The 24,287-nt window shown below is 41.7% G+C and carries 23 protein-coding genes; 1 reads left to right on the forward strand and 22 read right to left on the reverse strand.

Annotated features, from left to right (window positions below):
• Positions 1-204: 204 nt before the first annotated feature.
• The 11 genes from ileS to spoIIGA form a co-directional block, all read right to left on the reverse strand.
• Positions 205-2,973, reverse strand: a complete 2,769-nt coding sequence (gene ileS, locus FNK51_RS01335; protein WP_141992230.1) for an isoleucine--tRNA ligase — start codon at positions 2,971-2,973, stop codon at positions 205-207.
• Positions 2,974-3,366: 393 nt separating this feature from the next.
• The gene (locus FNK51_RS01340; protein WP_034313857.1) at positions 3,367-3,882 is read right to left on the reverse strand and encodes a DivIVA domain-containing protein; all 516 of its coding nucleotides are present in this window, start codon (positions 3,880-3,882) and stop codon (positions 3,367-3,369) included.
• An 85-nt stretch (positions 3,883-3,967) separates the two neighbouring features.
• Complete coding sequence (locus tag FNK51_RS01345) at positions 3,968-4,741, reverse strand: YlmH family RNA-binding protein (protein ID WP_141992211.1); 774 nt, start codon at positions 4,739-4,741, stop codon at positions 3,968-3,970.
• 130 nt (positions 4,742-4,871) lie between these two features.
• Complete coding sequence (locus FNK51_RS01350) at positions 4,872-5,138, reverse strand: YggT family protein (RefSeq protein WP_063596305.1); 267 nt, start codon at positions 5,136-5,138, stop codon at positions 4,872-4,874.
• 6 nt (positions 5,139-5,144) lie between these two features.
• On the reverse strand, positions 5,145-5,609 hold the full coding sequence (locus FNK51_RS01355) for a cell division protein SepF (RefSeq protein ID WP_063596306.1): 465 nt from the start codon (positions 5,607-5,609) through the stop codon (positions 5,145-5,147).
• A 21-nt stretch (positions 5,610-5,630) separates the two neighbouring features.
• On the reverse strand, positions 5,631-6,302 hold the full coding sequence (locus FNK51_RS01360; RefSeq protein WP_141992212.1) for a YggS family pyridoxal phosphate-dependent enzyme: 672 nt from the start codon (positions 6,300-6,302) through the stop codon (positions 5,631-5,633).
• Positions 6,303-6,304: 2 nt separating this feature from the next.
• On the reverse strand, positions 6,305-7,132 hold the full coding sequence (gene pgeF, locus FNK51_RS01365; RefSeq protein WP_141992213.1) for a peptidoglycan editing factor PgeF: 828 nt from the start codon (positions 7,130-7,132) through the stop codon (positions 6,305-6,307).
• A gap of 55 nt (positions 7,133-7,187) precedes the next feature.
• On the reverse strand, positions 7,188-7,457 hold the full coding sequence (locus tag FNK51_RS01370) for a YlmC/YmxH family sporulation protein (protein WP_076366653.1): 270 nt from the start codon (positions 7,455-7,457) through the stop codon (positions 7,188-7,190).
• A 228-nt stretch (positions 7,458-7,685) separates the two neighbouring features.
• Positions 7,686-8,465 (reverse strand): RNA polymerase sporulation sigma factor SigG, encoded by a 780-nt coding sequence (sigG, locus tag FNK51_RS01375; RefSeq protein WP_034313871.1) that lies wholly within the window; start codon positions 8,463-8,465, stop codon positions 7,686-7,688.
• A 150-nt stretch (positions 8,466-8,615) separates the two neighbouring features.
• Positions 8,616-9,335, reverse strand: coding sequence for an RNA polymerase sporulation sigma factor SigE (gene sigE, locus FNK51_RS01380; RefSeq protein ID WP_034313874.1), 720 nt, complete (start codon positions 9,333-9,335; stop codon positions 8,616-8,618).
• A 58-nt stretch (positions 9,336-9,393) separates the two neighbouring features.
• Complete coding sequence (gene spoIIGA, locus FNK51_RS01385; RefSeq protein ID WP_098371074.1) at positions 9,394-10,320, reverse strand: sigma-E processing peptidase SpoIIGA; 927 nt, start codon at positions 10,318-10,320, stop codon at positions 9,394-9,396.
• 371 nt (positions 10,321-10,691) lie between these two features.
• Between spoIIGA and tnpB the strand changes: the two genes are divergently transcribed.
• Positions 10,692-11,897 (forward strand): IS200/IS605 family element RNA-guided endonuclease TnpB, encoded by a 1,206-nt coding sequence (tnpB, locus tag FNK51_RS01390; protein WP_141992214.1) that lies wholly within the window; start codon positions 10,692-10,694, stop codon positions 11,895-11,897.
• Positions 11,898-12,265: 368 nt separating this feature from the next.
• Here tnpB and ftsZ read toward each other — a convergent pair whose 3' ends face one another.
• The 11 genes from ftsZ to FNK51_RS01445 form a co-directional block, all read right to left on the reverse strand.
• Positions 12,266-13,423: a cell division protein FtsZ gene (gene ftsZ / locus FNK51_RS01395; RefSeq protein ID WP_098371076.1), complete on the reverse strand. Its 1,158-nt coding sequence runs from the start codon at positions 13,421-13,423 to the stop codon at positions 12,266-12,268.
• Positions 13,424-13,467: 44 nt separating this feature from the next.
• A complete protein-coding gene (gene ftsA, locus FNK51_RS01400; protein ID WP_098371077.1) occupies positions 13,468-14,766 on the reverse strand; it encodes a cell division protein FtsA in 1,299 nt (432 codons plus the stop codon).
• A gap of 264 nt (positions 14,767-15,030) precedes the next feature.
• The gene (locus FNK51_RS01405; protein ID WP_098371078.1) at positions 15,031-15,396 is read right to left on the reverse strand and encodes a small basic family protein; all 366 of its coding nucleotides are present in this window, start codon (positions 15,394-15,396) and stop codon (positions 15,031-15,033) included.
• Entirely contained in the window at positions 15,396-16,106 is a 711-nt protein-coding gene (locus tag FNK51_RS01410) for a DUF881 domain-containing protein (protein ID WP_098371079.1), read from the reverse strand. The genes FNK51_RS01405 and FNK51_RS01410 overlap by 1 nt, the downstream gene beginning before the upstream one ends.
• Positions 16,107-16,148: 42 nt before the next feature.
• The gene (locus FNK51_RS01415) at positions 16,149-16,841 is read right to left on the reverse strand and encodes a DUF881 domain-containing protein (protein WP_098371080.1); all 693 of its coding nucleotides are present in this window, start codon (positions 16,839-16,841) and stop codon (positions 16,149-16,151) included.
• Complete coding sequence (locus FNK51_RS01420; protein ID WP_098371081.1) at positions 16,828-17,610, reverse strand: cell division protein FtsQ/DivIB; 783 nt, start codon at positions 17,608-17,610, stop codon at positions 16,828-16,830. Before FNK51_RS01420 ends, FNK51_RS01415 begins: the two co-directional genes overlap by 14 nt.
• A gap of 131 nt (positions 17,611-17,741) precedes the next feature.
• Positions 17,742-18,650, reverse strand: a complete 909-nt coding sequence (murB, locus tag FNK51_RS01425; protein ID WP_141992215.1) for a UDP-N-acetylmuramate dehydrogenase — start codon at positions 18,648-18,650, stop codon at positions 17,742-17,744.
• Between the two features lie 354 nt (positions 18,651-19,004).
• Complete coding sequence (spoVE, locus tag FNK51_RS01430; protein ID WP_098371083.1) at positions 19,005-20,105, reverse strand: stage V sporulation protein E; 1,101 nt, start codon at positions 20,103-20,105, stop codon at positions 19,005-19,007.
• A gap of 159 nt (positions 20,106-20,264) precedes the next feature.
• Positions 20,265-21,617, reverse strand: a complete 1,353-nt coding sequence (gene murD, locus FNK51_RS01435; RefSeq protein ID WP_141992216.1) for a UDP-N-acetylmuramoyl-L-alanine--D-glutamate ligase — start codon at positions 21,615-21,617, stop codon at positions 20,265-20,267.
• A complete protein-coding gene (gene mraY, locus FNK51_RS01440; RefSeq protein WP_034313901.1) occupies positions 21,618-22,595 on the reverse strand; it encodes a phospho-N-acetylmuramoyl-pentapeptide-transferase in 978 nt (325 codons plus the stop codon).
• 88 nt (positions 22,596-22,683) lie between these two features.
• Positions 22,684-24,156 carry a UDP-N-acetylmuramoyl-L-alanyl-D-glutamate--2,6-diaminopimelate ligase gene (locus FNK51_RS01445; RefSeq protein WP_098371085.1) on the reverse strand — a complete coding sequence of 491 codons (1,473 nt, stop codon included), beginning with the start codon at positions 24,154-24,156 and terminating at the stop codon, positions 22,684-22,686.
• Positions 24,157-24,287: the final 131 nt, after the last annotated feature.

A 24,287-nucleotide genomic window follows, 5' to 3' on the forward strand; every position in this document is an offset into this window, starting at 1 on the left:
TTTTCCCCCAAACTAATCAAATCTTCACTTTTGAATTGTAGCATAAACTAGAAATAATGACTAATCCGAAAAGCATAAGTCTGCTAACTGTACCTGAAGAATATCAGGAAGATTGGATAAAGGTAGAATTCCCGATTTGGGTTTTAGCTTTTATTCCCGCAAAAAGCCGGCCCTTTATAAAGGGACCGGCTTTTTTTGTGGGAATTATTGATTCACGTAATGCTCTTTCACGACTGTAGCACAACGCGGGCAAAGTGTTGGATGTTCTTCCACTTGACCTACTTCCTTCGAAACATTCCAGCAACGTTCACACGTTTCACCTTCTGCTTTTGTAACAAGGATCGCTATATCCTCAAGTTTAACCGCTTCTGCTGGAGCACTTGCCACATCGCCAGCGATTTCGAATTCGGATACGATGAATAGCTGTTCAAAGCTTTCCTTGATGCCATCAAGCAGATTCTTCGTTTCTTCATTAACATATACCATCACTTTAGCGTTTAGTGATTTTCCGATGACCTTCTGGTTACGGGCTTCTTCTAATGCTTTTAGAACATTATCACGGACATCCATGAACGCCGTCCATTTTTCTTCAATGACTTCAGCATCATCAACGGAAATTTCTTCAGGCATCAATGTCAACTGTACACTTTCTTCCGTTACACCCGGAATGAACGCCCATACTTCATCAGCTGTATGAGAGAGGATCGGTGACACCAATTTGGTTAAGCTGACCAATGATTCGTAAAGGACCGTTTGAATGGCCAAACGCTCTTTACCATTTGGAGCTTCACAATAAAGAATGTCTTTTGCATAATCAAGGTAGAACGAACTTAAATCCTGTGTACAGAAATTATTGACCATATTATAAATTGTAGCAAACTCATAATTTTCATAACTTAGCTTCGAATGTTTGATCAGTTTATTCAATTTAACGAGCATGTATCGATCGACTTCAGGCAATTCTTGGACTGCCACTTTATCGGTTTTTGGATTGAATCCATCCAAGTTCCCTAACAGGAAGCGGAATGTATTACGGATTTTACGGTAAACTTCCGAAACTTGTTTTAAAATAGGATCGGAAACCCTGACATCCGATTGGTAATCCACCGAAGCTACCCAAAGGCGTAAGATATCTGCACCAAGTTGGTTCATGACCTTGGATGGCAGTACAACATTCCCAATCGACTTACTCATTTTACGGCCTTCGCCATCCAATGCGAAACCGTGGCTAAGTACACCTTTATATGGCGCTTTGCCTGTAACTGCAACACCTGTTGAAAGCGATGAGTTAAACCAGCCGCGATATTGATCGGACCCTTCTAAATAAAGGTCAGCAGGCCGTTGCAAGTCGTCTCTTTCTTCAAGTACCGCTTGATGAGAAGAACCGGAATCGAACCATACGTCCATGATATCCGTTTCTTTCGTGAAGATACCATTCGGGCTGCCTTCATGTGTATAGCCTTCAGGCAGAAGATCTTTCGCTTCACGCTCAAACCAGATGTTTGAACCGTGTTCGCGGAATAGATTTGAAATATGGTTGATTGTTTCATCCGTAATGATCGGCTCGCCATTTTCTGCATAAAACACAGGAATTGGCACTCCCCAAGCGCGTTGGCGGGAAATACACCAATCCCCGCGGTCACGGACCATATTGAATAGGCGCGTTTCGCCCCAAGCCGGTACCCATTTGGTTTCTTCAATCGCTTCCAGAAGTTCACTGCGGAAGTCTTTGATTGACGCGAACCATTGTGCTGTTGCACGGAAGATCGTTGGCTTCTTCGTCCTCCAGTCATGTGGGTAAGAGTGCGTAATGAACGTCAAGTTCAATAACGCGCCTACTTCAGTTAATTTTTCGGTAATAGGTTTATTCGCTTGATCATAAAATAATCCGGCAAATTCCCCTGCCTCTTCCGTCATGACTCCTTTTTCATCTACAGGACAAAGTACGTCCAAGCCGTATTTTTGCCCAATGATAAAGTCATCTTCACCATGGCCAGGCGCAGTATGAACACAACCCGTTCCAGCTTCAGTCGTTACGTGCTCACCTAACATCACTAAAGATTCGCGGTCATAAAGAGGATGTTTGGCAACAGCACGGTCCAACTCGCTTCCTTTAACTGTTTTCAGGATAGACGGGTTTTCCCAGCCTAATGTTTCCGTAACCGACTCAAGCAGTGCCTCAGCAAGTAAGTACTTTTCATTTTCGACAGCCACCACTACGTAATTTAATTGCGGGTGCAATGAAATACCAAGATTAGCCGGAATCGTCCATGGTGTTGTCGTCCAGATGATGATTTTGACGCCCTCTTCGATTACACCTTTGCCATCTGTGACTTCAAAAGCAACATAGATGGACGCAGAACGTTTGTCTTGATATTCAATTTCTGCTTCGGCAAGAGCTGATTCACTTGACGGGGACCAGTAAACAGGTTTTTTCCCTTTATAAATATAGCCTTTTTTCGCCATTTCACCGAATACCTTGATTTGCTGGGCTTCATATTCAGGCTTCAATGTGATATAAGGATTATCCCAATCACCACGGACCCCTATTCTCTTAAACTGCTCACGTTGATTGTTAATCTGACCATAAGCATACTCTTCACAAAGCTTTCTGAATTCGGCAACGCTCATTTCTTTCCGTTTCACGCCTTTTTTTGTCAATGCCGTTTCGATCGGAAGCCCATGCGTATCCCAGCCAGGTACATACGGAGCTTGAAAACCGCTCATAGATTTAAATCGGACAATGAAATCCTTTAAAACCTTGTTCATTGCATGGCCCATATGGATATCGCCGTTTGCATACGGAGGTCCATCATGCAAAATGAATAAAGGACGTCCTTCCGTTTGTTCTTGCACTTTTTTATAGATGTTCATTTCATTCCATTTTTCTTGGATTTCCGGTTCACGTTTCGGCAAATTCCCCCGCATTGGAAATTCAGTTTTAGGCATCAATAAGGTATCTTTGTATTCCATCATTAAATCCTCCATCCGTCTTTTCATAAATTCATTCGAACCGATGACTTGATATCCGGCCAAAATAAAAAGCCCTCTCATCCCTAAAAAAGGGACGAGAAAGCTTAGCTTCCCGCGGTACCACCCTGGCTAGAAAGATTCACAAAGTGAATCCATCCTCTCGAGCATTCGTAACGTGAATGAAACGCTTCATTTACTTACTGCAAAAGCAGGTTCAACTCAGAACTCAAGGGTGATCTTCAATATCTTCGCTTATTCCGGGCTTTCACCATCCCCGGTTCGCTAAAAATAAGTGTGTGAAGAATTTACTTTCCCTGTCATCGTCTAATTTCATAATGAATAGTATTGTTAAAAAATTATATGCGAAAAAAGTGTTCAAAGTCAAGGAATCGTTTAAATTTCCTCTTCCACTCTCTCATTTAATTCTATTTCAGTCGCATCCACTTCATAATCCAGAAGATGATCCCAATCGTCATTGTCCAGCAAATCGAGCTGTGCACCGACAAGCATTTTGAAACGCGTCCGGAATACTTTGGATTGCTTTTTCAAATCCTCAATATCCATCGCTATTTTCCTTGCTTTCACGAGTGACTCATTGACGATCCTGTCCGCGTTTTTCTCTGCTTCCTTTATGATCAGTTTCGCTTCTTTTTGGGCATTGCGCCTTAATTCTTCAGCTGCTTCCTGAGCGACAATAATCGACTTGTTAAGTGTACCCTCAATTGTCGTAAAATGTCCCAAACGATCAAAAGTCTCGTTCAGTTTATCTTCAAGTTCTTTCTTCTCCCTCAAAATCAGTTCATAATCTTTAATGACCTGGTCGAGAAATTCATTAACTTCATCTTCATCATACCCACGAAATACTTTGTTAAATTCCTTGTTATGTATATCTATCGGGGTTAAGGGCATTACGGCACCTCCAGAACGGTTTCTACTCTAGTATGTTAAAACTCTATATTCGACAATAAATTTATAAATCCTGCTTTTTATTGAATTATTTTTGTCTGCCTAACGAGATTCTCCACTTATCCTTCTTGGTTTTCCCATCGATTGAAGCTATTTTACATCTGCCAAAACCTCTGATGGAAAGTGTATCACCTTCACGGCATTCTTCCGAGACGTTTTCCGTTTGCTTGAAATTCACCTTTACTTTACCTGACGTTATCAAGGCCTGCGTTTTTTGACGGGACATGTTCAGGACGGACGACAGCACACTGTCAAGCCTAAGAGAACTGACGGTGGTTACTTGCTCTTCCCATTTTTCTTTAACTTGGACGATATCCTCGATCGGAAGCCGTCTGATGGAAACAGAAGCATTACCTATTTTCTCCAGATTCCCTGTGAGATATGAATCCATCTCCTCGGCAGCTATAAACTGAGTATGCTCCTCCGTCACTATTATATCACCAAATTTTTCACGTTTTACCCCTAGTGACATCAAGGTTCCAAGTATTTGCCTATGTTCAAGCGTAACAAACTTTTTTGGATAGGAGATATCGTATAAGGAGATATTGAAATCCGATGGTTCAGGAGAGTAATAATCAGGGTAAATGAGCACACGTTTTCGCTCTACGAAATCGCCCCCGCCATTGAATTGCAGTTTCGCATCCGGATCATTCCCCAATAAGGAAGTAAGGATTTCCTGCTGACGCGGATCAAGAAAATCAGATAGTTTCGGAGCGTAGGAATTTTTAACCTGATCGATCCAATTCATAGCCTGGTCAATAAAATCTTTTTCCTCCGGCCTGAAATGCTGATAAATACTCATGATTGAATAAATGCTCCTTAATTATCAAATTAATGGACGATCATAAGTAATTGATTAAACGGCTCTGCGTTGCTACTACACAGCAGAGTATCTTCCGACTGTGTAGTAATCATGTCAGGTTAGTTGTTGATCATCCTATTAAAGTCTGTAAGTAATTGATTCCATAACCGCTGGCAAAATTAAGTACCAGCAAAGCCACAAGAGGTGAAAGATCGATCATGCCAAGTGGCGGGATGAACTTTCTGAACGGTTCTAAATACGGTTCGCAAATCTTTTCCAGAAATTGACCAATCGATGTCTCCCTTGCATTGGGGAACCATGACATCAATATGTAACCGATTAATGCCATTGAATAAATTTCAATTAAATAATATAAACCCTGAAGCACTAAACCCATTAACCATTACCACCTCGCTTCTTCGTACTCCTCTTCGGCGGCGAAGCCGGTAATATTACCGGAAACATCGACGTTGTCCGGGGTACATAAGAATATATCTGTTCCGATTTTTTGGATATCCCCGCTGATTGCATAAACAGTCCCACTTAGAAAATCAATGATTCGCTTTCCTTGGTCATGCTGGATTCGTTGAAGGTTCACGACTACAGCACGCCTGTTTTTTAAATGGTCAGCTACCTCCTGGGCTTCTGCATAAGCACGAGGCTCCAATAATACTACTTTAGAAGATTTCTGTACGCTTTGCAAACTTACGATATTCTGATTGGCATGATTCCCTGCAGAAGCGGACTGATGCTGTTTAGCTGACTTCACGACTTTTGGTTCAGCCTCCTCTTCTTCCATCATTTCATCCTTGTACTCATACTCATCATCCAGCGCGAAATAAGATTTAAATTTTGATACGAACGACATCTATAGGGTACCTCCTTAAAATTATTCGCCTACAAGTGCTGTACCAATCCTGATCATTGTAGCGCCTTCCTCAATGGCAATCATGAAATCATTGGACATCCCCATGGACAACTCAGTACAGGGGGCATGCTTCAACTCTAAATTTTGTATTTCAACCTGGATGCCTTTCAGTTTGCGGAAGCATTCCCGCAAAACCTGTTCATCATCGGTCAGTGGAGCCATTGTCATCAATCCTGCAACATTCACCTTATCAAACTTGGATAATCCTTTGACGAAATCCATCGTCTCCTCAGGACCCAGGCCATGTTTTGATTCCTCACCAGAAACATTCACCTGCACTAAACAGTTTATCGGCTCATTTGCTCGTTTTTGAATTTCTTCTGCCAAAGAAATGCGATCCAATGAATGGATATACGAAATTTTATCGATGACATTCTTTACTTTGCGTGTTTGCATAGAACCGATATAATGCCAGTTGGGCTTGTCCTTCAGCACTTCATATTTAGTCAAAAGCCCTTCGTCACGGTTTTCACCCAAATCAAGTATTCCCGCTTCCAATGCTTCATTCGCTCTCTCGACCGAAACATATTTCGTCACTGCGATCAACTTTATCGCTTCACGGTCCCTTCCACTATTCTCACATGCTCTATTTATCTTTTCTTCGATGTTTTTTAAATTGTCCACTACTTTCACTGTTACTCTAAATCCTCCTTCCAACCGATAAAACTCATCAATCTGCCTGTCTTCCCGTTATCACGGCGATGTGAAAAAAACAATTCATGATCACAGCTTGTACAGTATGATGTAACGTCGATCTGACTTTTTGGAATTCCTGATTTTTGAAGAATCAATGCATTAAGTTGCTTAAGGTCTAACTGATATTGTCCTTCACTGATTAAATTATAGGGCTTTTCGTCAATATCTACCAGCATATTCTGCACTAAATCCATGACATAATCATCAACTACATAGCACTTCGAACAAATCGACGGTCCAATAACAGCAAATATCTCACTTGCTCTTATACCCTCACTCAGCCATGCCTCAACCATTTTTCGTGCAATTCCATTAACCGTACCCTTCCAGCCGGCATGTGCCACCCCAATCATACCATGTGCCGGAGCAAGAAAGTATAAGGGCACGCAGTCTGCATAGCAAAGGGTCAATAGAGCGTTTTGGTCCTTCGTATAGAATCCGTCAGTCGCTTTAAAGGCTGAATCATAATCCGTAGCACCTCTCCCGCCATCGCGGCTGGTAACTTGATGGATTTTCGTTTCATGTGTCTGCTCGGCGCCTATCCATTCATTAAGCGGAAACGTCAGCTTATCAGCTATAATCCTGCGGTTTCCCTGGACATCTTCAAGTTTATCACCGACATGAAAACCGGTATTCAATGTTTGAAAATCACCTGTACTGACTCCCCCATTTTTTGTGGTGAAGCCCGCTACGAGCTGGAGATTTTTTTGTCTCCAGCTGTCAATGAGCATATATTGGTCTTTTATTAAAACAAATGGCTCTTTCATGCTATAAACCTCTTTATTTTTAGTCTAGTGTATCATATATTTGTGCCACGCACCTTTAAAACCGTTCATCTTTCACTTCGGCTTGAAAAACAGTCTGATGCTCAACAAGTATGACATCTGCACCGATTTTTTTTATTTTACGCCATGGGATCACAATATCCTGTTCCCTGCCAAAAAAACCCATCAATCTAGTTCCATTTGAAACAATGATGGCCTCTATTTTCCCCGTGGCCGTATTGATTTCAAGATCTGACATATTACCTAATTTCTTACCATCCGCTATATTGACGATATCCTTAATTTGAAATTCGGAAATCCTGGTCACATCACTCAGCTCCTCAAAATTTCATCATAGATGAAGGTCCTATTCCTATGTATATGACATGATGCGCTCAAGGATGAAGAATACGATAAATAAACGTCCATTCGATCACGATCCCTTCCGGAAGGGATTTTCAACAAAATAAAAAAGCCGCTATGGATAAGTAGCTTTAAGCGGGTATTGACATTTTTGCCCTACCCGCTTCAGCTAACTTTTTCTCATGCTCAGCTTCTACTGTTGGATATTTTTATTCATTTGTTTGATTGCCGCTTTTTCTAATCGGGAGACCTGTGCTTGTGAAATGCCGATTTCCTCGGCTACCTCCATTTGCGTCTTCCCTTGGAAAAACCGTTTGCGAAGGATCATTTTTTCCCGGTCATTCAACCGTCTCATGCCTTCATTTATAGCTATTTCATCAATCCAGGTACTATCTTTATTTTTTTCATCACTTAGTTGGTCGAGTACATAAATCGGATCCCCGCCATCATTATAAATCGGTTCAAAAAGTGAAACTGGATCTTGTATAGCATCTAGTGCAAAAACAATTTCTTCATGAGGTACTTCCAACACCTTGGCGATTTCTTCAGCTGTCGGCTCACGAAGGGTCTGGCTTATGAGCTTTTCTTTTACCTGCAAAGCTTTGTAAGCGATGTCTCTTAAAGAACGGGATACCCGAATCGGATTATTGTCACGAAGATATCTTCTGATTTCTCCAATAATCATCGGAACAGCATACGTTGAAAACTTAACATTTTGACCTAGGTCAAAGTTATCTATCGACTTCATCAACCCTATACAGCCTACCTGAAATAGATCATCTACATACTCTCCCCGATTGTTGAAGCGTTGAATGACGCTTAGAACGAGTCGAAGATTCCCGTTTACCAGTTTCTCTCTTGCTGAAATATCGCCATCTTGCAGTTCTTTAAAGAGTTTTCTCATTTCTTCATTCTTTAAAACCGGTAATTTTGATGTATCCACACCGCAGATTTCAACCTTATTACGAGACAAAATTATTCCCTCCTCACAGGAGCGCTGTACAAAAAACAGTATTTCCGCGGGAGGAAAAAATATGCACATGGCTAGAACAGAAAATCCCCATTATTTTTCAATATAGCTACCAAAGTATTGATTTGATTGACATTTAAGCACTTTATTTTTTTACACCATTTTATTAAATTCTTTACGAAGCCTCTTAATAATCCTTTTTTCCAAACGTGAAATGTAAGATTGGGAAATCCCCAGCATGTCGGCAACGTCCTTTTGGGTTTTTTCTTCTCCGCCTGCAAGCCCAAAACGGAGTTCCATTATCTGTTTTTCACGTTCGGATAACTGTGTAAGTGCTTTTGTCAGCAGCTTACGGTCAACATTTGCCTCAAGGTCTTTCGTGATAATGTCATCGTCCGTTCCAAGTACATCGGATAACAGAAGTTCATTTCCATCCCAATCAATATTCAGGGGTTCATCAAAAGAAACTTCAGAACGGATTTTGTTATTTCTGCGTAAATACATTAATATTTCATTCTCGATGCATCTCGAAGCATATGTAGCGAGTTTTATTTTCTTCTCAGGATTGAATGTATTCACAGCTTTGATCAAACCTATGGTTCCAATGCTGATTAAATCCTCAATATTGATGCCAGTATTTTCGAATTTCCTGGCAATATAAACCACCAGCCTTAAATTACGTTCAATCAAGATCGAGCGTGCAGCTTCATCACCATTCGGTAATTTATTGATCAGTATTGCCTCTTCTTCCTTCGAAAGGGGCGGGGGCAGTGCCTCACTCCCTCCTATATAAAATATTTCGTCCGTTTTCAATCCGAGCTTGAACAATAGTTTGTACCAAAAATAAGTGAGCCGAAGAATGAATTTCTTCAAAATAATTCTCCCTTCTAATAAACGGATTATGGGTCAAATTAAAGAGTGAATTGATGGTTCAGGAGGCATTTTGCACCGGTATCCCGGTTAACATTTTCGGGTGAACGATAGATTGATAGCTATTGTCGGGAGAGAGTTGCTGAAAGGTAAACGAAACGAGACCCTGCTTGACATGAAATTCTTTTTCTCCTTGAATGATTTTAATGTAATCCGGTTTGATTGCGGTTAACAGCTGATGTTCATGGCCCACGACTTTATAAGGGATGACACGCATTCTTCCTGTCCATGAATATTCGGGCTGCGTTTCCTGACTAATCAGGTTATCAGGATTTTTAAAGAGTTCTAGCATATCGTCCGGAATTCCTGTTTCCCCTCCTGAAAGAGAGATGATCATGACTGGGGAGCGTGTAATTGGATCATATAGTTGATTGCCGCTATCCACCAATCCATGAAATTCCCCTTCAAAGTCAGAGATTTTAACCGAGACCGAAACCATTTGTTCATGTGTAAGCTTGGTCATCTCCATCCCTTCTAGTGTTCGCTTGGAAAATTGCCATGCGAGCGGGAACCCGATCATTACGAATATCCAGCTGACAGGGTCGCCAAAACGGTTGATTCCTGCATATTGACCAGGGTCCTTGGACACGATTTGGAATTCAAATAAGTAGTGAAGTCCCAGAAGGATTCCTCCCGATAAAAACGTCACGAAATATAAAGTGGCCACCGATTTCATGAAAAGTTTCAACCTATTAAACCCAAAGGTTGCCAGCACCATGACAAGGGATACTAAAATCTTCATGTACACTCGGTCGGCAATTGCATAAAAAGGAGTGAATGCCAATACGATAATGAAGGAACCAATCAACCCGCCGATGCATACCCGCCAAAGAGCTACCCTTCGTTTAAGAATAATTGCGGTCCAATATAAAAGGAGGCAGTCAAATAACCAATTCAACAACCAGATTACATCTAAATATAAAGTCAAACACCCTCCCCTCCTTTTATTAACAAACCTTCCACTAGCAAAAAGTATAGCGTACCTGCCCTTAGAAAGTGTGTCACTTTTTGTACTGAAAACTTAAGAGTTTTTCAGTCATTTTTACCCTTTTTGTAGAAAAACAGCCATTGATATTTTCAATACCGTCTTAGAGACTATCCTGCTCCCTTTTACTTCTGTCGATTTATGTTATAAAAGTTTAATAATTTATCATTTCCCTCCAGAAGACTCCCTCTTCAAGCGTGTGAAGGGCGAGAGTCCAACGGTAAGGGGAGATGAATGGCGGTTGGCATAATCCAAAGTAATCTTTTGACAAACATACGTTCCCTGAATGATAATAACTATAAAGGGGTGAACCAATGGTCGTAAACAAGGCTTATAAATTTCGAATCTATCCAACGAAAGAACAACTAGTTCTCATCAATAAAACGATCGGCTGCTCCCGTTTTGTCTATAACTTCTTTTTAGGCAAGCAAAATGAGAAAGATGCCTACTGGTATATCTGTGAAGAAATGAAGCAAAACGGCCAATTACCCTCTAATGAATGGAAAGGTTCTTTTCTGAATAAATACGCAACAATCAAAGAACTTCCAGCTTTAAAGAAAGAGTATTCTTTCCTAAAAGAAGTAGACAGTATAGCCTTACAGAAATCAGTAGAAAATTTAGCAGATTCCTATAGTCGATATTATAAAAAACAAAACAAGTCTCCACGCTTCAAATCGAAAAAGAATCCGGTCCAATCCTACACGACTAAACATACGAATGGAAATATCGGAATGTTTGGAAACCAAATTAAATTGCCAAAACTCGGTTTAGTTCGTTTTGCTAAAAGCCGCGAGGTCGAAGGGCGAATCATCAATGCCACAATCAGGCGGAACCCTTCGGGTAAATATTTCATTTCTGTTTTAGCGGAAACCAATGTACAAGTACGTCCTAAAACGAATCGTTCGTGCGGTGTAGATGTTGGTTTGAAGAATTTTGCCATTCTTTCAGATGGTACGGTTTATCAAAACCCAAAGTTCTTCGGAACGGTCGAAAAAAAATTGGCCAAAGCACAACGAATTCTTTCAAGGCGACAAGAAATAGCCTTGAATCAAAATAAACCATTGGCTGAAGCCAAAAATTATCAAAAACAAAAAAGAAAAGTGGCCATCCTACACGAAAAAATTTCAAATGCCCGAATGGATTACTTACATAAAGTCTCAACCGAAATCATCAAAAACCACGATGTTATTGGAATGGAAGACTTGCAAGTGTCCAATATGATGAAAGATCACAAACTAGCTAAAGCGATTAGTGAAGTATCTTGGTACCAATTCAAACAAATGTTGGAATACAAAGCAAAATGGTATGGTAAACAAATCGTGTCCGTATCTAAAACGTTTGCTTCTAGCCAACTGTGTTCTAGCTGCGGGTACCAAAATAAAGACGTTAAACATCTTAATCTTCGTGAATGGGATTGTCCTTCTTGTTCTACTCACCACGATCGAGATATTAACGCAGGACTCAATCTAATGAACGAAGCCATAAGGCTTCTAACCGTAGGAACTTCGGGGATAGCCTAATTAAAATTTGGCCAATAGGCTAATGTTCTTAGGAATCCCCCACTTCAATCAGACCGTAAGGTCGGGAAGCGGCGGGTAGTTCAATGCTCTCTCATCTTTTCACATTAATGAATGAAAGTGAACAAATGATGGGGACTCCCTTCTGCCAAGGCATTCCACCCAGTACAATTCCGTCTTCCAGCTCACAGGACATCCAGAAAAGATCATGGATCCAATAATGCAGATTTCATTTATCACTTCGGTCCGAGTGATAAAGCTCGAGAAACGCCCCATTATTATAAGGTCAATTGACACCAATTGCTTTTAAGAGTTCACATTATTAACGACAAAAAACCGTCCCCAAATGGGAACGGCATATGACGTCGGTATTAACGGCGTCTATTACGGTTACGGAGGAAGGTTGGAATATCCAGGGCCTCATCACCTTGATTGGCATTACGTGCAGGCTGTTCATTGACTTCTTCTCTCTTCACTTCACGCTTCACGTTTGGCTGTGGCGTTTGTTGTGTCTGAGGTCTTGATTGCTGCTGTTGTCCGAGTGTTGGACGTCCCGTAGGCCGTATTGAAGCTTCAACCTCGTTAAAGCCTGTTGCAATTACCGTAACGACGATTTCATCTTTAAGGTTTTCATTGATAACAGAACCAAAAATCATGTTGACGTCTTGATCGGATGCAGTAGCCACGATATCGGCCGCTTCCTGGACTTCAAAAAGACTTAGGTTCGTGCCACCTGTAATATTCATCAGTACGCCTTGGGCACCATCAATCGATGTTTCAAGCAACGGACTGGAAATGGCTTTTTTCGCCGCTTCCGCCGCACGGTTTTCCCCTGAGGAAATCCCGATTCCCATAAGTGCGGAACCTTTGTTGGACATGATTGTCTTCACATCGGCAAAGTCCAAGTTAATAAGACCTGGAACAGCAATTAAATCTGAAATCCCTTGTACACCTTGACGAAGTACATTATCGGCTTCACGGAATGCTTCAAGCATCGGCGTGCTTTTATCGACGATTTCAAGGAGGCGGTCGTTCGGAATGACGATCAGTGTGTCAACCGATTCCTTCATGGATGAAATGCCGCCTTGTGCCTGTGTTGCACGTTTTCGGCCTTCGAAAGTAAATGGACGTGTAACTACACCCACTGTAAGAGCCCCTAGATCTTTAGCGATGCCCGCTATGACAGGAGCAGCCCCTGTTCCTGTACCGCCGCCCATTCCAGCAGTTACGAAAACCATATCGGCACCTTTAAGCGCTTCTTCAATCTGCTCTTTGCTTTCTTCAGCAGCTTTTTTTCCTACCTCGGGATTGGCACCTGCTCCCAAACCACGAGTAAGCTTTCCACCGATTTGCATTTTGATTTCTGCTTTTGATAGATTAAGAGCCTGTGCGTCAGTATTGACAGAAATAAACTCAACACCCTGTACACCATGCTCGATCATTCTGTTTACCGCATTGTTTCCGCCGCCGCCAACACCTATTACTTTTATCGTTGCTAATTGTTCTAGATTAGAATCAAACTCCAACATGACAATCCTCCTATTTTGACGAAATTCCCGATTCTTAATGATTGTTATTCAAAAAAGTAACCCAGGATTTTTTTGAATTTAGATTCACCTTTTTCACCTTGTTTTTTAGCCGTGTTCTCTTTGTTTTTCTGAGAAACCTTCTGGCTGCGCTGGTCGTTATCTTCTTGAGCTTGTCCAGCTGCTACAGGAGTTTTATTAGCGGTGTTTTTTTGCATTCTCTCTTTCTTGCATGCGTGTTTAATCAAACCAACAGCTGTCGTGTATTGGGGCTCCCTGACACCGATGTAATTCGGTTCAGCTGTCCTTACTCGGTTTTGGAACACATATTGAGCTAGCTCCAGGACTCCCGGCATCTTGACGACGCCCCCGGTCAACACGAAACCACCCGGTATATCCTGGAAGCCAAGTCTCTTCAAATCATCTTGAATCAACTCGAATATTTCGGTCACCCGCGCTTCAATGATATCCGAAAGCATTAACTGGTTGCAGGTCTGTTGCTGATCGCTGCCGATGATCGGTATTTGGAATACTTCATCTTCAGACGCGTCATCATAAAAGGCATGTCCATGCTTTACTTTTATTTTCTCAGCTTCCTCCATCGTTGTCCTTAGAACGATGGAAAGGTCCTTCGTAAGTGTTTCCCCGCCTATAGGTATCACAGACGTATATTGTAAATAGCCTTGTTCGAAAATTGCCAGAGTCGTGGAACCACCGCCAATATCGACAAGTGCCACACCAAGTTCTTTTTCATCCTTGGATAAAACAAGGGAACCTGCGGCTAACGGCTGAAGCGCGATATCGGTTATTTCCAACCCTGCCCTTTCCACACAGCGCAGTGTGTTATGTAAAATTGTCCGAAGACCTGTGATTAAAATCCCTCTCATTTCCAACCGGACACCTATCATGCCCCTTGGATCACTGATTTCATCAAGTTCATCAACTTTGTAGTGAATCGGCACCACGTCGATGATTTCCCTGTCGGATGGTATCGTTATTAACTCCGCTGCTTCCCTAACACGGAAAACGTCATGCTCGGTAATTTCTTTATTGTCACTGGATACCGCTACTACCCCATGGCATGGCTGAAGCGTCACGTGATTTCCGCTTATGCCGACGATTACATTCTTTATCTCCATCCCTATCATCCGTTCTGCTTGCTCTATAGCCTTTTGAATGGATTGGACGGTTTCATCTATACCGACGATCGAACCCTTTTTGAGCCCTTCTGATTTAACATTTCCTACGCCGATTATATTTAATGTGTCATTGACCATTTCCCCAATGATAACTTTTACACTGGATGTACCGATGTCAAGACTTACGTATATTTCGTTGCTGTTCATTCCATGGCACCTCCTTCAGTTTTATACATGTATTAGTAGAATAACATTTTTATATCGAAGACTTATACATTATAGAATAACAGAACTGATTACAACAACTCGCGAATTTCATAGAAATGCGGTTCATTTAGTATTTCCCGAACAAAACTCGTAGATTTCCCACCTTATGGTGCTTATTGTTCGCTTCTCAACGAGACTGATACACTTAATAAACTAGATACTGCCATAAACTATTCGTCATTTATAACTTAATTCCCTTTAAAATTATAGATTTTTTTTCTGCTTTTTCCGGGAAATGGACCATTTTTCAATTAGGATCCTTCTAATCAGGGCGATATTTTGAAAGAGCCTTACACCGAACACAAAGATTGCGGCTAAATATAAGTCTACACCAAGATGTACACCTAGAAAAGCCAAACCTGCGGCTAAAACAATATTAAAGAAGAATCCTGTTACAAATACAACTTCATCATAAAGATTTTGCAAATGGGCCCTTATGCCCCCAAATAAGGTATCAAAAGCAGCAAGCACAGCAATGGAAAGATAATTTGAATATTCATGTGGAATATCAAAATCCACCAAAAAACCAAGGGTGATTCCAATCAATAGTCCAAAAACTGGAAGCCACATTACGATTCACCCCCATCCATAATGGGTTCCATATGTTCCACATTAATAGCATTTTGGTAAGCCGGCAATGTCAACTCACCGGAAGGCACATTGATCTGCACTTCAAAATTATCTATAAAGAAATCATCCATAAGTTCGGAACCTTCAATGCGTTGCTTCAGTTTCTTTGGATTAACGGTTATTGCCTGTATTTCGACCGGGTAATGAACAAGAGGATACCCGTCCATTTTCGGCTGCCCATTAATATCACGAATAACCGATGTTGATATATACCTTTGTCCTGAAATGGAAATTTCGTCAGCGCCATACCTATACATTTCATTAATGAGCCGAATGATCAAAACAGGTGAAATATACTCGACCCTCTCACCAAGAAGGAGATCTGCTTTGATAGGCTGTATAGATACGATGACCCCATTACCTTTAATTTCGGTCAAACCTGCATCTGTCTTTAATTCGGTCAGGGTGTCACGCAATACTTCTTCTTTACTCTCATTTTTCTTTGTTTCATAGGATGCTATTTTTCCCTCAAGCTTCCCTATACCCTCTATTAGATCCGCCTGGGTCTGCTGTTCTTTCAATAAATCATTTTTCAGCTCCCACATATCCCTTGTATCGGAAACGACAGGCTGATTCACCAAATTGAATTGAATAGCGAGCATGAAGCCAGCAATCAACGTAACCAAACTAAAAGAAAGCTTTTTTTTCATTTCCAGTTTCTCACCAATCTTTCATCGAATCCGGCGGTCTGATCACCCTCCAATAATTGGATCAAAAATGATATTCTTTTGTTTTTCCACTGTAAAGATAATATTCTCATTAACCAGCTGTTCCTTGATGCCACCGGGTAAGTCCAGTGAAGCACCCAGGACATCCGGGTCCCCAATCGCAGATATGATGAAGGGAGCAGGATGCTGATGGCCATCGATTGTAATCACAGGCCCATTACAGATTATGTATGAATCATGATTTAACCTTTGACCGTTAATCGCAACAGCCTCTGCACCTGATATGTATAGTTCATTGACGACCTTGAAGACATGCTGTTCATGGACGAGGTAATTATTAACATTGGCTTCTGAATCCATATCCGTACCATCTTCAAGCGTCACCTGCAGGCCTGAGCCTTTCACTTTCACTTTCCCGAGAAACATACGGTATTTTTCCGTATCCTTTGCCAAATTGAAAAAAAGCTGCTTTTCCTGCGCTAAGTCTTTTTCTATTTGGGATACATTTTCTTGCTTCTGAAGGAGTTCCTTCTGAAGTTCCCGGTTCTGCTTCTCCTGTTCGATCAGCTTCTGCCTCAGCTCATATTCCTGATCCCAGGCTTTGTCCTTCCCTGCACCTTCACCTTCTTTGGTCAGATTGTAAGAGAAGGCTATCATGAATCCGAGCACCACGCAAACCAGGGGTAAAACCACCCGCTTGCCATTAATTTTCCTCATTAGTGTCTTCCTTTTGATCAGCGTCTTCATATGCCTTAAAATAAGAACCCACTTCCAGATCGATGACTCCCTTTACATTTGGATCCAACTGGCTGACAATTGATGGATAGTGAATCATTTTCTCGTATAAAGTCCGGCTTGTCGCACTTACTTCAAACCCATCGTTCATATACATGACGATATGGTAGACATCAGTTTTGGTTGGAGCGTAATGAATTTCTGAAATGGCATTCTGAATCTCGATTGGAAGCTTGTCCAGCTCTTCTAAAAGCAACTTTAATGCTTTACCCTCTTTGAAACCAATTAAAACAGGGGCAAATACTGGAATTTCGCCTGTTGCCAACTCCTCTAAAACGGACCCGTTTTCCAAAATGGGTGCAAACTTCCCATTATTGGACAGATATGCCATCCTATTATGTTCCGAAACCGTAATTTTAATGGAATTAGGAAATATCGGTGTCACCTTAACGCTTTTTATTTCTTGATTTTTTTTGATATTGGCTGCAGCTTCCCCTGTATCAACCTTCCAGATGCTTCGATCCTTCTTCACCTTACTCAATTTAATGATCTGTTTGGAAGTAATATAACGATTCCCCTCTACCTGCACGGATTTCACATAGCTTAACGGAGATAAGAAATATAGCACACAAGCAACCAGAATGAAGAAAAGGGAAAGCAAAAGAACAAGCCGCCTGTTTGCTTTGCTTTTTCTTAATTGTTTTAATTTCGGGATGCGGTCCTCAATGGAAACGATTTTCCCCTTTTCCATCCCCTTCACCTCTTCCTGAAAAAATGGATGGTTCTTGACAGTGCGAAATCAAGACAAACTCTATATTTGGTTATTAACAAACTTTAAAAGGTAACACATTATATCACAATATTTGGATATTATGAATCCTATTATTTTCTGCCGATAATTTCCACTTCTGTTTCCATTTCAACTTCAAATTTATCATACACAGTATCCTTCACATGCTGTATCAACGCTTGAACATCCGCTGCACTTCCATTACCTGTGTTAACGATAAAGTTCCCGTGCATCGGTGAAATCTGAGCTCCGCCAATAGAATGTCCCTTCAGGCCTGCATTCTCGACCAATTTACCAGCATGGTGTGGAAGTGGATTCCTAAATATGCTCCCGGCACATGGAAGATTATACGGCTGGGTATCTTTACGATAATTCTTGTTATTCTGCATTCTTTCAACGATTTCGGTTTTATCACCCTCTGTCAATTGAAAAATTGCTTCCAGTACGATACCAGGTCTTTTCTTCTGAAGCAGAGAAGTTCGATAAGAAAACTCCATTTCTTCTTTCGAAAGCCAAGCCAGGGTTCCATCTTCAAAAAGAACATGTGCCTCCTTGAGAATTTCACTCATATCTGAACCGTGTGCACCAGCGTTCATATAGACTGCTCCGCCGACGGAACCAGGAATCCCACTGGCAAATTCCAATCCTGCATATCCTTTTTTACTGATTTGTACGGACAGGCTGACAAGTGATACCCCAGCTCCTGCTTTTATCTCCGGCCCATTTATCTCGAGATGATCAAGTCCTTTACCCAATTTAAGCACGGCACCTTCAATTCCGCCATCACTCACAAGTAGGTTAGAGCCCCTGCCGATCACCGTCCATGGAATCCCATTTTCTTTGATGACCTTCATTGTTTTTTCTATATTCTCAATGGATAAAGGCACGATGAATAAATCTGCCGGCCCCCCAATTTTCATAGTTGTATGATTTGCAAGCGGTTCCTGTTCAAGAACTTTGCCGATTTTCATTTCAGTTAATTGCTTTATCACATTATCCATGATAAACCTCCTTGTTGTTCCAAAAATTCCAGGTTATAATTTTCATTTCCTCTTCCATGAGGTCACTTATATTACAAGTTTAATAACGCCTTTTTAGCAGAAAAATGAACAGAAGCAAGCCCCAGTACGGCCTAACCCTCTTATACTATAGTCTAAACAAAGACGTATTGCCAATATTTATTGTGGATTCCTCAACATTCATACATGGTAATATTTAAGCGGCATTTCATTTATTTCTAAATTTCGGCAAGGCACCATCCAAAATCGTTTTCCTGCAAGGGTTTTCAACATAAAAAAAGGAAGCCTGCGTTTAACAGAACTTCCCTTTTGCCAAACCATATATTTCACTTATTTTCAGAACCTTGAATAACGGCTAATATTCAGGAGCACCCCAATCGCCATCAACATGAGTGTCAGTGATGAACCACCATAACTTAAGAGGGGCAAGGTGATACCCGTAACTGGCATCAAACCCGTTACCACACCTATATTGATCATCACTTGAATGGCGACCATTGCAATGATTCCCACCGCTACAAGGCTCCCATATAAATCAGGGGCACCAAGTGCAATCCGAATGCCCCGCCAAAGCATAAGCGCAAATAATAAAATGACAAGAGAACCCCCGATGAAGCCAAGCTCCTCGGAAAGTATGGCAAAGATAAAATCAGTCTGCGGTTCTGGTAAATAGAAAAACTTTTGGCGGCTTTGCCCGAGTCCCAATCCGAACAATCCCCCTGGTCCGATTGCATAAAACGATTGAATCATTTGAAATCCACTGCCCAAAGGGTCCTCCCAAGGATCCAGAAAAGACGTGATCCTTTTTATCCGGTAGGGCGCTGACAAAATCAGTCCGATAAAACCTGCTACCCCGATTAGCCCCAAGCCAACAAAGTGACTGATTTTTGCCCCGGATATAAAAATCATAACGATGCACGTTCCAACCATCACCGTTCCCGTTCCAAGGTCCGGCTGTAACATGATCAATCCAAATGCCAAAAACACTAAACCCAAGGATGGAAGCATCCCTTTTTTAAAGGAGGTGATCAGCTTTTGCCGTTCTGATAAAAACTTAGCTAAAAAAGCGATCATCGCCAGCTTCATGAACTCAGAGGGCTGCACCGAAAAGGCACCCACACCAATCCAGCTCCTCGAACCATTTCTCGCCATCCCTATACCTGGTACAAGCACAGCCAGTAACATAATGAAACAAATGATGATAAGGATCTTGGCCCATGTCCGCCACGTCCAGTAATCCACATTCATGATGAAAAACATGGCTATGACACCAACGCAGGCAAACAGCAACTGCCTTTTAGCAAAATAAAACGAATCATCAAATTTATATGTTGCCCAAATGGCACTCGCGCTGTAAACCATGATTAATCCAACAGTCAAAAGACTTAAGGTGACGATAATGAGAATGAGATCAGGATTCGATTTTTTTAATGGCACGGACATCCACCTCTAGGAAGTTTTTCGAGCCTGCGAATATAAACATCAATGCTGATTGCTTGTCAGCACTTTAGTCAAAAAAAAAGCGATAACGGCTCATTATCGCTTTTTTCCATGGTGTCAACGTAGAAGCAAGTTCACTTCTCTCTGCGAAAGCTCTTACTTAAGTTTATGCACGGCCTCCATAAACATGTCTCCTCTTTGCTCAAAAGTTTTATATTGATCCCAGCTTGCACAAGCAGGGGAGAGAAGAATGCAGTCGCCTTCATCTGATAATTCAAATGCAGCCGGCACGGCCTTTTCTACATTATCGACACGTTTTATATTCGCTATTCCTAATTCTTTGGCTACCCGTTCAATTTTTTCTGCCGTTTCACCAAAAGTTATCACGGCTTTGACATTTTTCATCGCCGGTTTCAGCTCATCAAATTCATTTCCGCGATCCAAACCGCCCGCCAATAAGATGACAGGTTCCGTAAAGGAAGTTAGCGCTTTGGATGCTGCAAGAATGTTCGTCGCTTTCGAATCATTATAAAATTTACGGTTATCGATCGTTGCCACAAACTGCAGACGGTGCTCCACACCATAAAATGTTTTGAGTACAGTCTGTATGGCTTCGTTAGCTACACCCTTCAGTTTGGCCGCTGAGATGGCAGCGAGCACATTTTCCAAATTATGCTTCCCAGGAAGGGCTATCTCTGAAACTTCAATGATTTTTTCTCCTCGGAAACTGACGGCACCATCTTCCACATAGGCTCCATTCTCATGTTTCACTTCAGCTGAAAAAGGAACAAGTTCAGCCTTGGTCTTTTTCGCCATGGACAAAACAAGATCTTGATCTGCATTATAAATCATGAAATCTGAGTCTATTTGATTTTTCGTAATGGCAGCTTTTGCTTCGACATATTCCTGTTTTGAACTGTGATAATCCAAATGTGCATCATACAAATTTGTCACGATTGAGATTTCAGGGCGAAATTCGTCTATTCCCATTAGCTGAAACGATGATAATTCAATGACGATCGAGTCATCGGGTTTTGCATTTTCAGCAACACCAGAAGCCACTGTCCCGATATTACCGGCAACCAGCGGGGATTTTTCACCGGTCTTCAACATTTCGTAAATCAATGTTGTCGTGGTCGTTTTCCCATTTGTACCAGTGATCCCTATGAAAGGTGCTTCACTTATCTGATAGGCCAGTTCAACTTCCGTGATAACAGGGATCCCTTTTTCCAATGCCCCTTTTACGATAGGGTTCCGATAAGGGATTCCCGGATTTTTCACGATCAGCTCGAAACCCTCATCAAGAAGCTCGATCGGATGACTGCCGCAGATGACTTTGATTCCCTGTTCAAGAAGTCCTTGAGCCTCAGGATTTTCCGATAATGGCTTCATGTCATTAACCGTCACGAAAGCACCTAATTTATGTAGAAGCGAAGCTGCAATCACTCCGCTTTTTGCCAAACCCAATACTAATATCTTTTTCTCTGAATACTTTGCAGTCTCTTTCAATTATATCCACACCTCTAAATAGATTCCAAGTACCGCACACAGCAGCCCCACTGTCCAGAAAGTCACGACGACGCGCCATTCCGACCAGCCGGAAAGCTCATAATGGTGGTGAAGCGGACTCATTTTAAAAATACGTTTACCAGTCGTTTTAAAAGATCCTACCTGCAGGATGACCGAGAGCGTCTCAATCACGAAGACTCCGCCAATGATTACCAGTAGGATTTCAAGCTTCGTTAACAAGGCGATGGTTGCGATTGCTCCCCCAAGGGCCAAGGAACCCGTATCCCCCATGAAAACCTTTGCTGGATGTGCATTGAATACCAAGAACCCGAGTACTGCACCGACAACCGCCACCGAAAAAATAGCGACATCATATTGTGACTGACTCCAGGCCAAAATGGCAAAAGCACCAAAGGCAATGGCTGATGTTCCTGAGACAAGTCCATCAAGCCCATCCGTCAAATTGACGGCATTCGAAAAACCTACCAGCCAGAAAATAACGATAAACAGATAAAACCAGCCAAAATCAAAAGCAAAGTCAGTACCTGGAATCGTCAATTCAGGATTAAAACGGTCTGTCTGCTTAAAGACGAAGTAAAAGATGACAGAAATCACAATTTGTCCAAGCAGTTTTTGCTTGGAAGTCAATCCTAGGTTTCGCTTCATGACCACTTTGATGAAATCATCCAGGAAACCTAATAAACCAAAACCTAAAGTAACGAATAATAATAAATACGTTTCGGTTGAAGGTGCCGAAAATTTCAAAGTCATGACTAGTGTAGCGATGGTGACAGATAATAAAATTACCAAACCGCCCATGGTGGGTGTTCCAGTTTTCTTCAGATGCGATTGTGGGCCTTCTTCCCTAATACTTTGCCCGAATTTCAATCTTCTTAAAAACGGGATGAAAATCGGCGAAAGAAGAACGGTTACTAAAAACGCCACCAAAATCGTATAAAAAATCACTTGTTCCAACATTCCTTACTCCCTCATTCCTAACACAATTCAAATATAAAATTCTGCTTGATGTCTTTTCTTATTTGTTGCATGGCAATTTCAGCTTTGTTCAAACTGAACCCAAACGACTTTGAATCGCCTTTTCCGCTTCTTCACGGTCATCGAAGTGAAGCACTTCGTCACCGACCAATTGATAGGTTTCATGACCTTTTCCGGCTATTAATATAACGTCGCCCTCTTCCGCCTTGGAAACAGCGTAAGCAATCGCCTGCCTGCGGTCTTCAATAACCGTATATTCTTTGCCTGCTACACCAGCTTCCATATCCCGGAGGATCTGGGCAGCATCTTCACTGCGCGGATTATCCGAAGTGAAGATCGGGTCAGTCGCCAAACTGCATGCTATTTCGGCCATGATGGGACGCTTTGTCTTGTCTCGGTCCCCGCCGCAGCCCACTATCACGAAAATTTTCTTTCTAGCAAACTCACCAACAGTCTTTAGAACATTTTCTAAACTATCCGGAGTATGGGCATAGTCAACAATGACAGGGAAGTCCTGATTCGCTGTAATGAGCTCAAAACGGCCTGCAACACCTTTTATATCCTCTATGGATCTAATTGTCTCATCTAGATCGTTACCGGCGCACAAAGCAGCTGAGATTGCAGAGAGCACATTATAAACACTGAATTTACCAATTAGCTTCAGCTGAATGTAACGCTCTTCTTTACCTGCTGTCAAGGTGAACGATGTGCCATTAGCATCAATTTGTATATCCTTGGCCCTGATATCTGCTTCTTTGTCTATGCCGTATGTTACAACTGTAGCAGCAGTCGCTTTAATGAAATCAGCTGTTGCCTCATCATCAGCATTAAGCACAGCATATTTAGGACGATTTTCTATGTAAGCATTGCCTAGCTGTGAGAAAAATAAGGATTTTGCCTGCCTGTATCTGTCCATGGTTTTATGAAAATCCAAATGATCCTGTGTGAGATTCGTAAAGACGGCAATATCATAATCACAGCCATGGACGCGTCCAAGCTCAAGTGCATGTGATGAAACTTCCATAATGGCAGTGGTAACGGATGCTTCGGCCATTTCATGAAAAGCCTTCTGCAGCGTAACGCTATCTGGCGTCGTATTCTTAGTTTCATATACCGTATCGGCAATTTTTGTATACATCGTGCCAATCAAGCCTGTTTTTTCTTGTCGATCCTCGAAAATCTTTTCCAATAAGTGACTGGTCGTCGTCTTTCCATTTGTACCTGTAATTCCGATCAAGCGCATCTTCTGAGTCGGATGGCCATAGAATGCATCGGCAAGCACCGCCATCGCCCTGCTCGAATCCCTGACTACGATCACGGGAACATCGAGGTCAAGCGGCCTTTCGGCAATGACTGCTGCAGCTCCATGTTCTACAGCAAGTCGGGCAAAATCATGACCATCGACTGTATAACCTTTTATACAAACAAATAAACTTCCGTCTATGACTTTACGGTTATCATTTTCAATGGAGGTGATTTCAGGATTTTCTCCTTCATACGTAAATAAGGAGTGTAAATAAGATAGTAATTTGTGAAGCTTCATTTTTCCATCCCTCTCAACTTAATTTGAGGATTCATTATATGTGATTAGCCTTGGCTTGTCGAGAAACCAATTTCAATTATACGGGGTTATCCCGACTCCGTAAACAAAGCGGCTGATGATTCTTCAGCCGC

The sequence above is a fragment of the Bacillus sp. B4EP4a genome (assembly GCF_006680105.1).
GTDB classification, from domain to species: Bacteria; Bacillota; Bacilli; order Bacillales; family DSM-1321; genus Peribacillus; species Peribacillus simplex_E.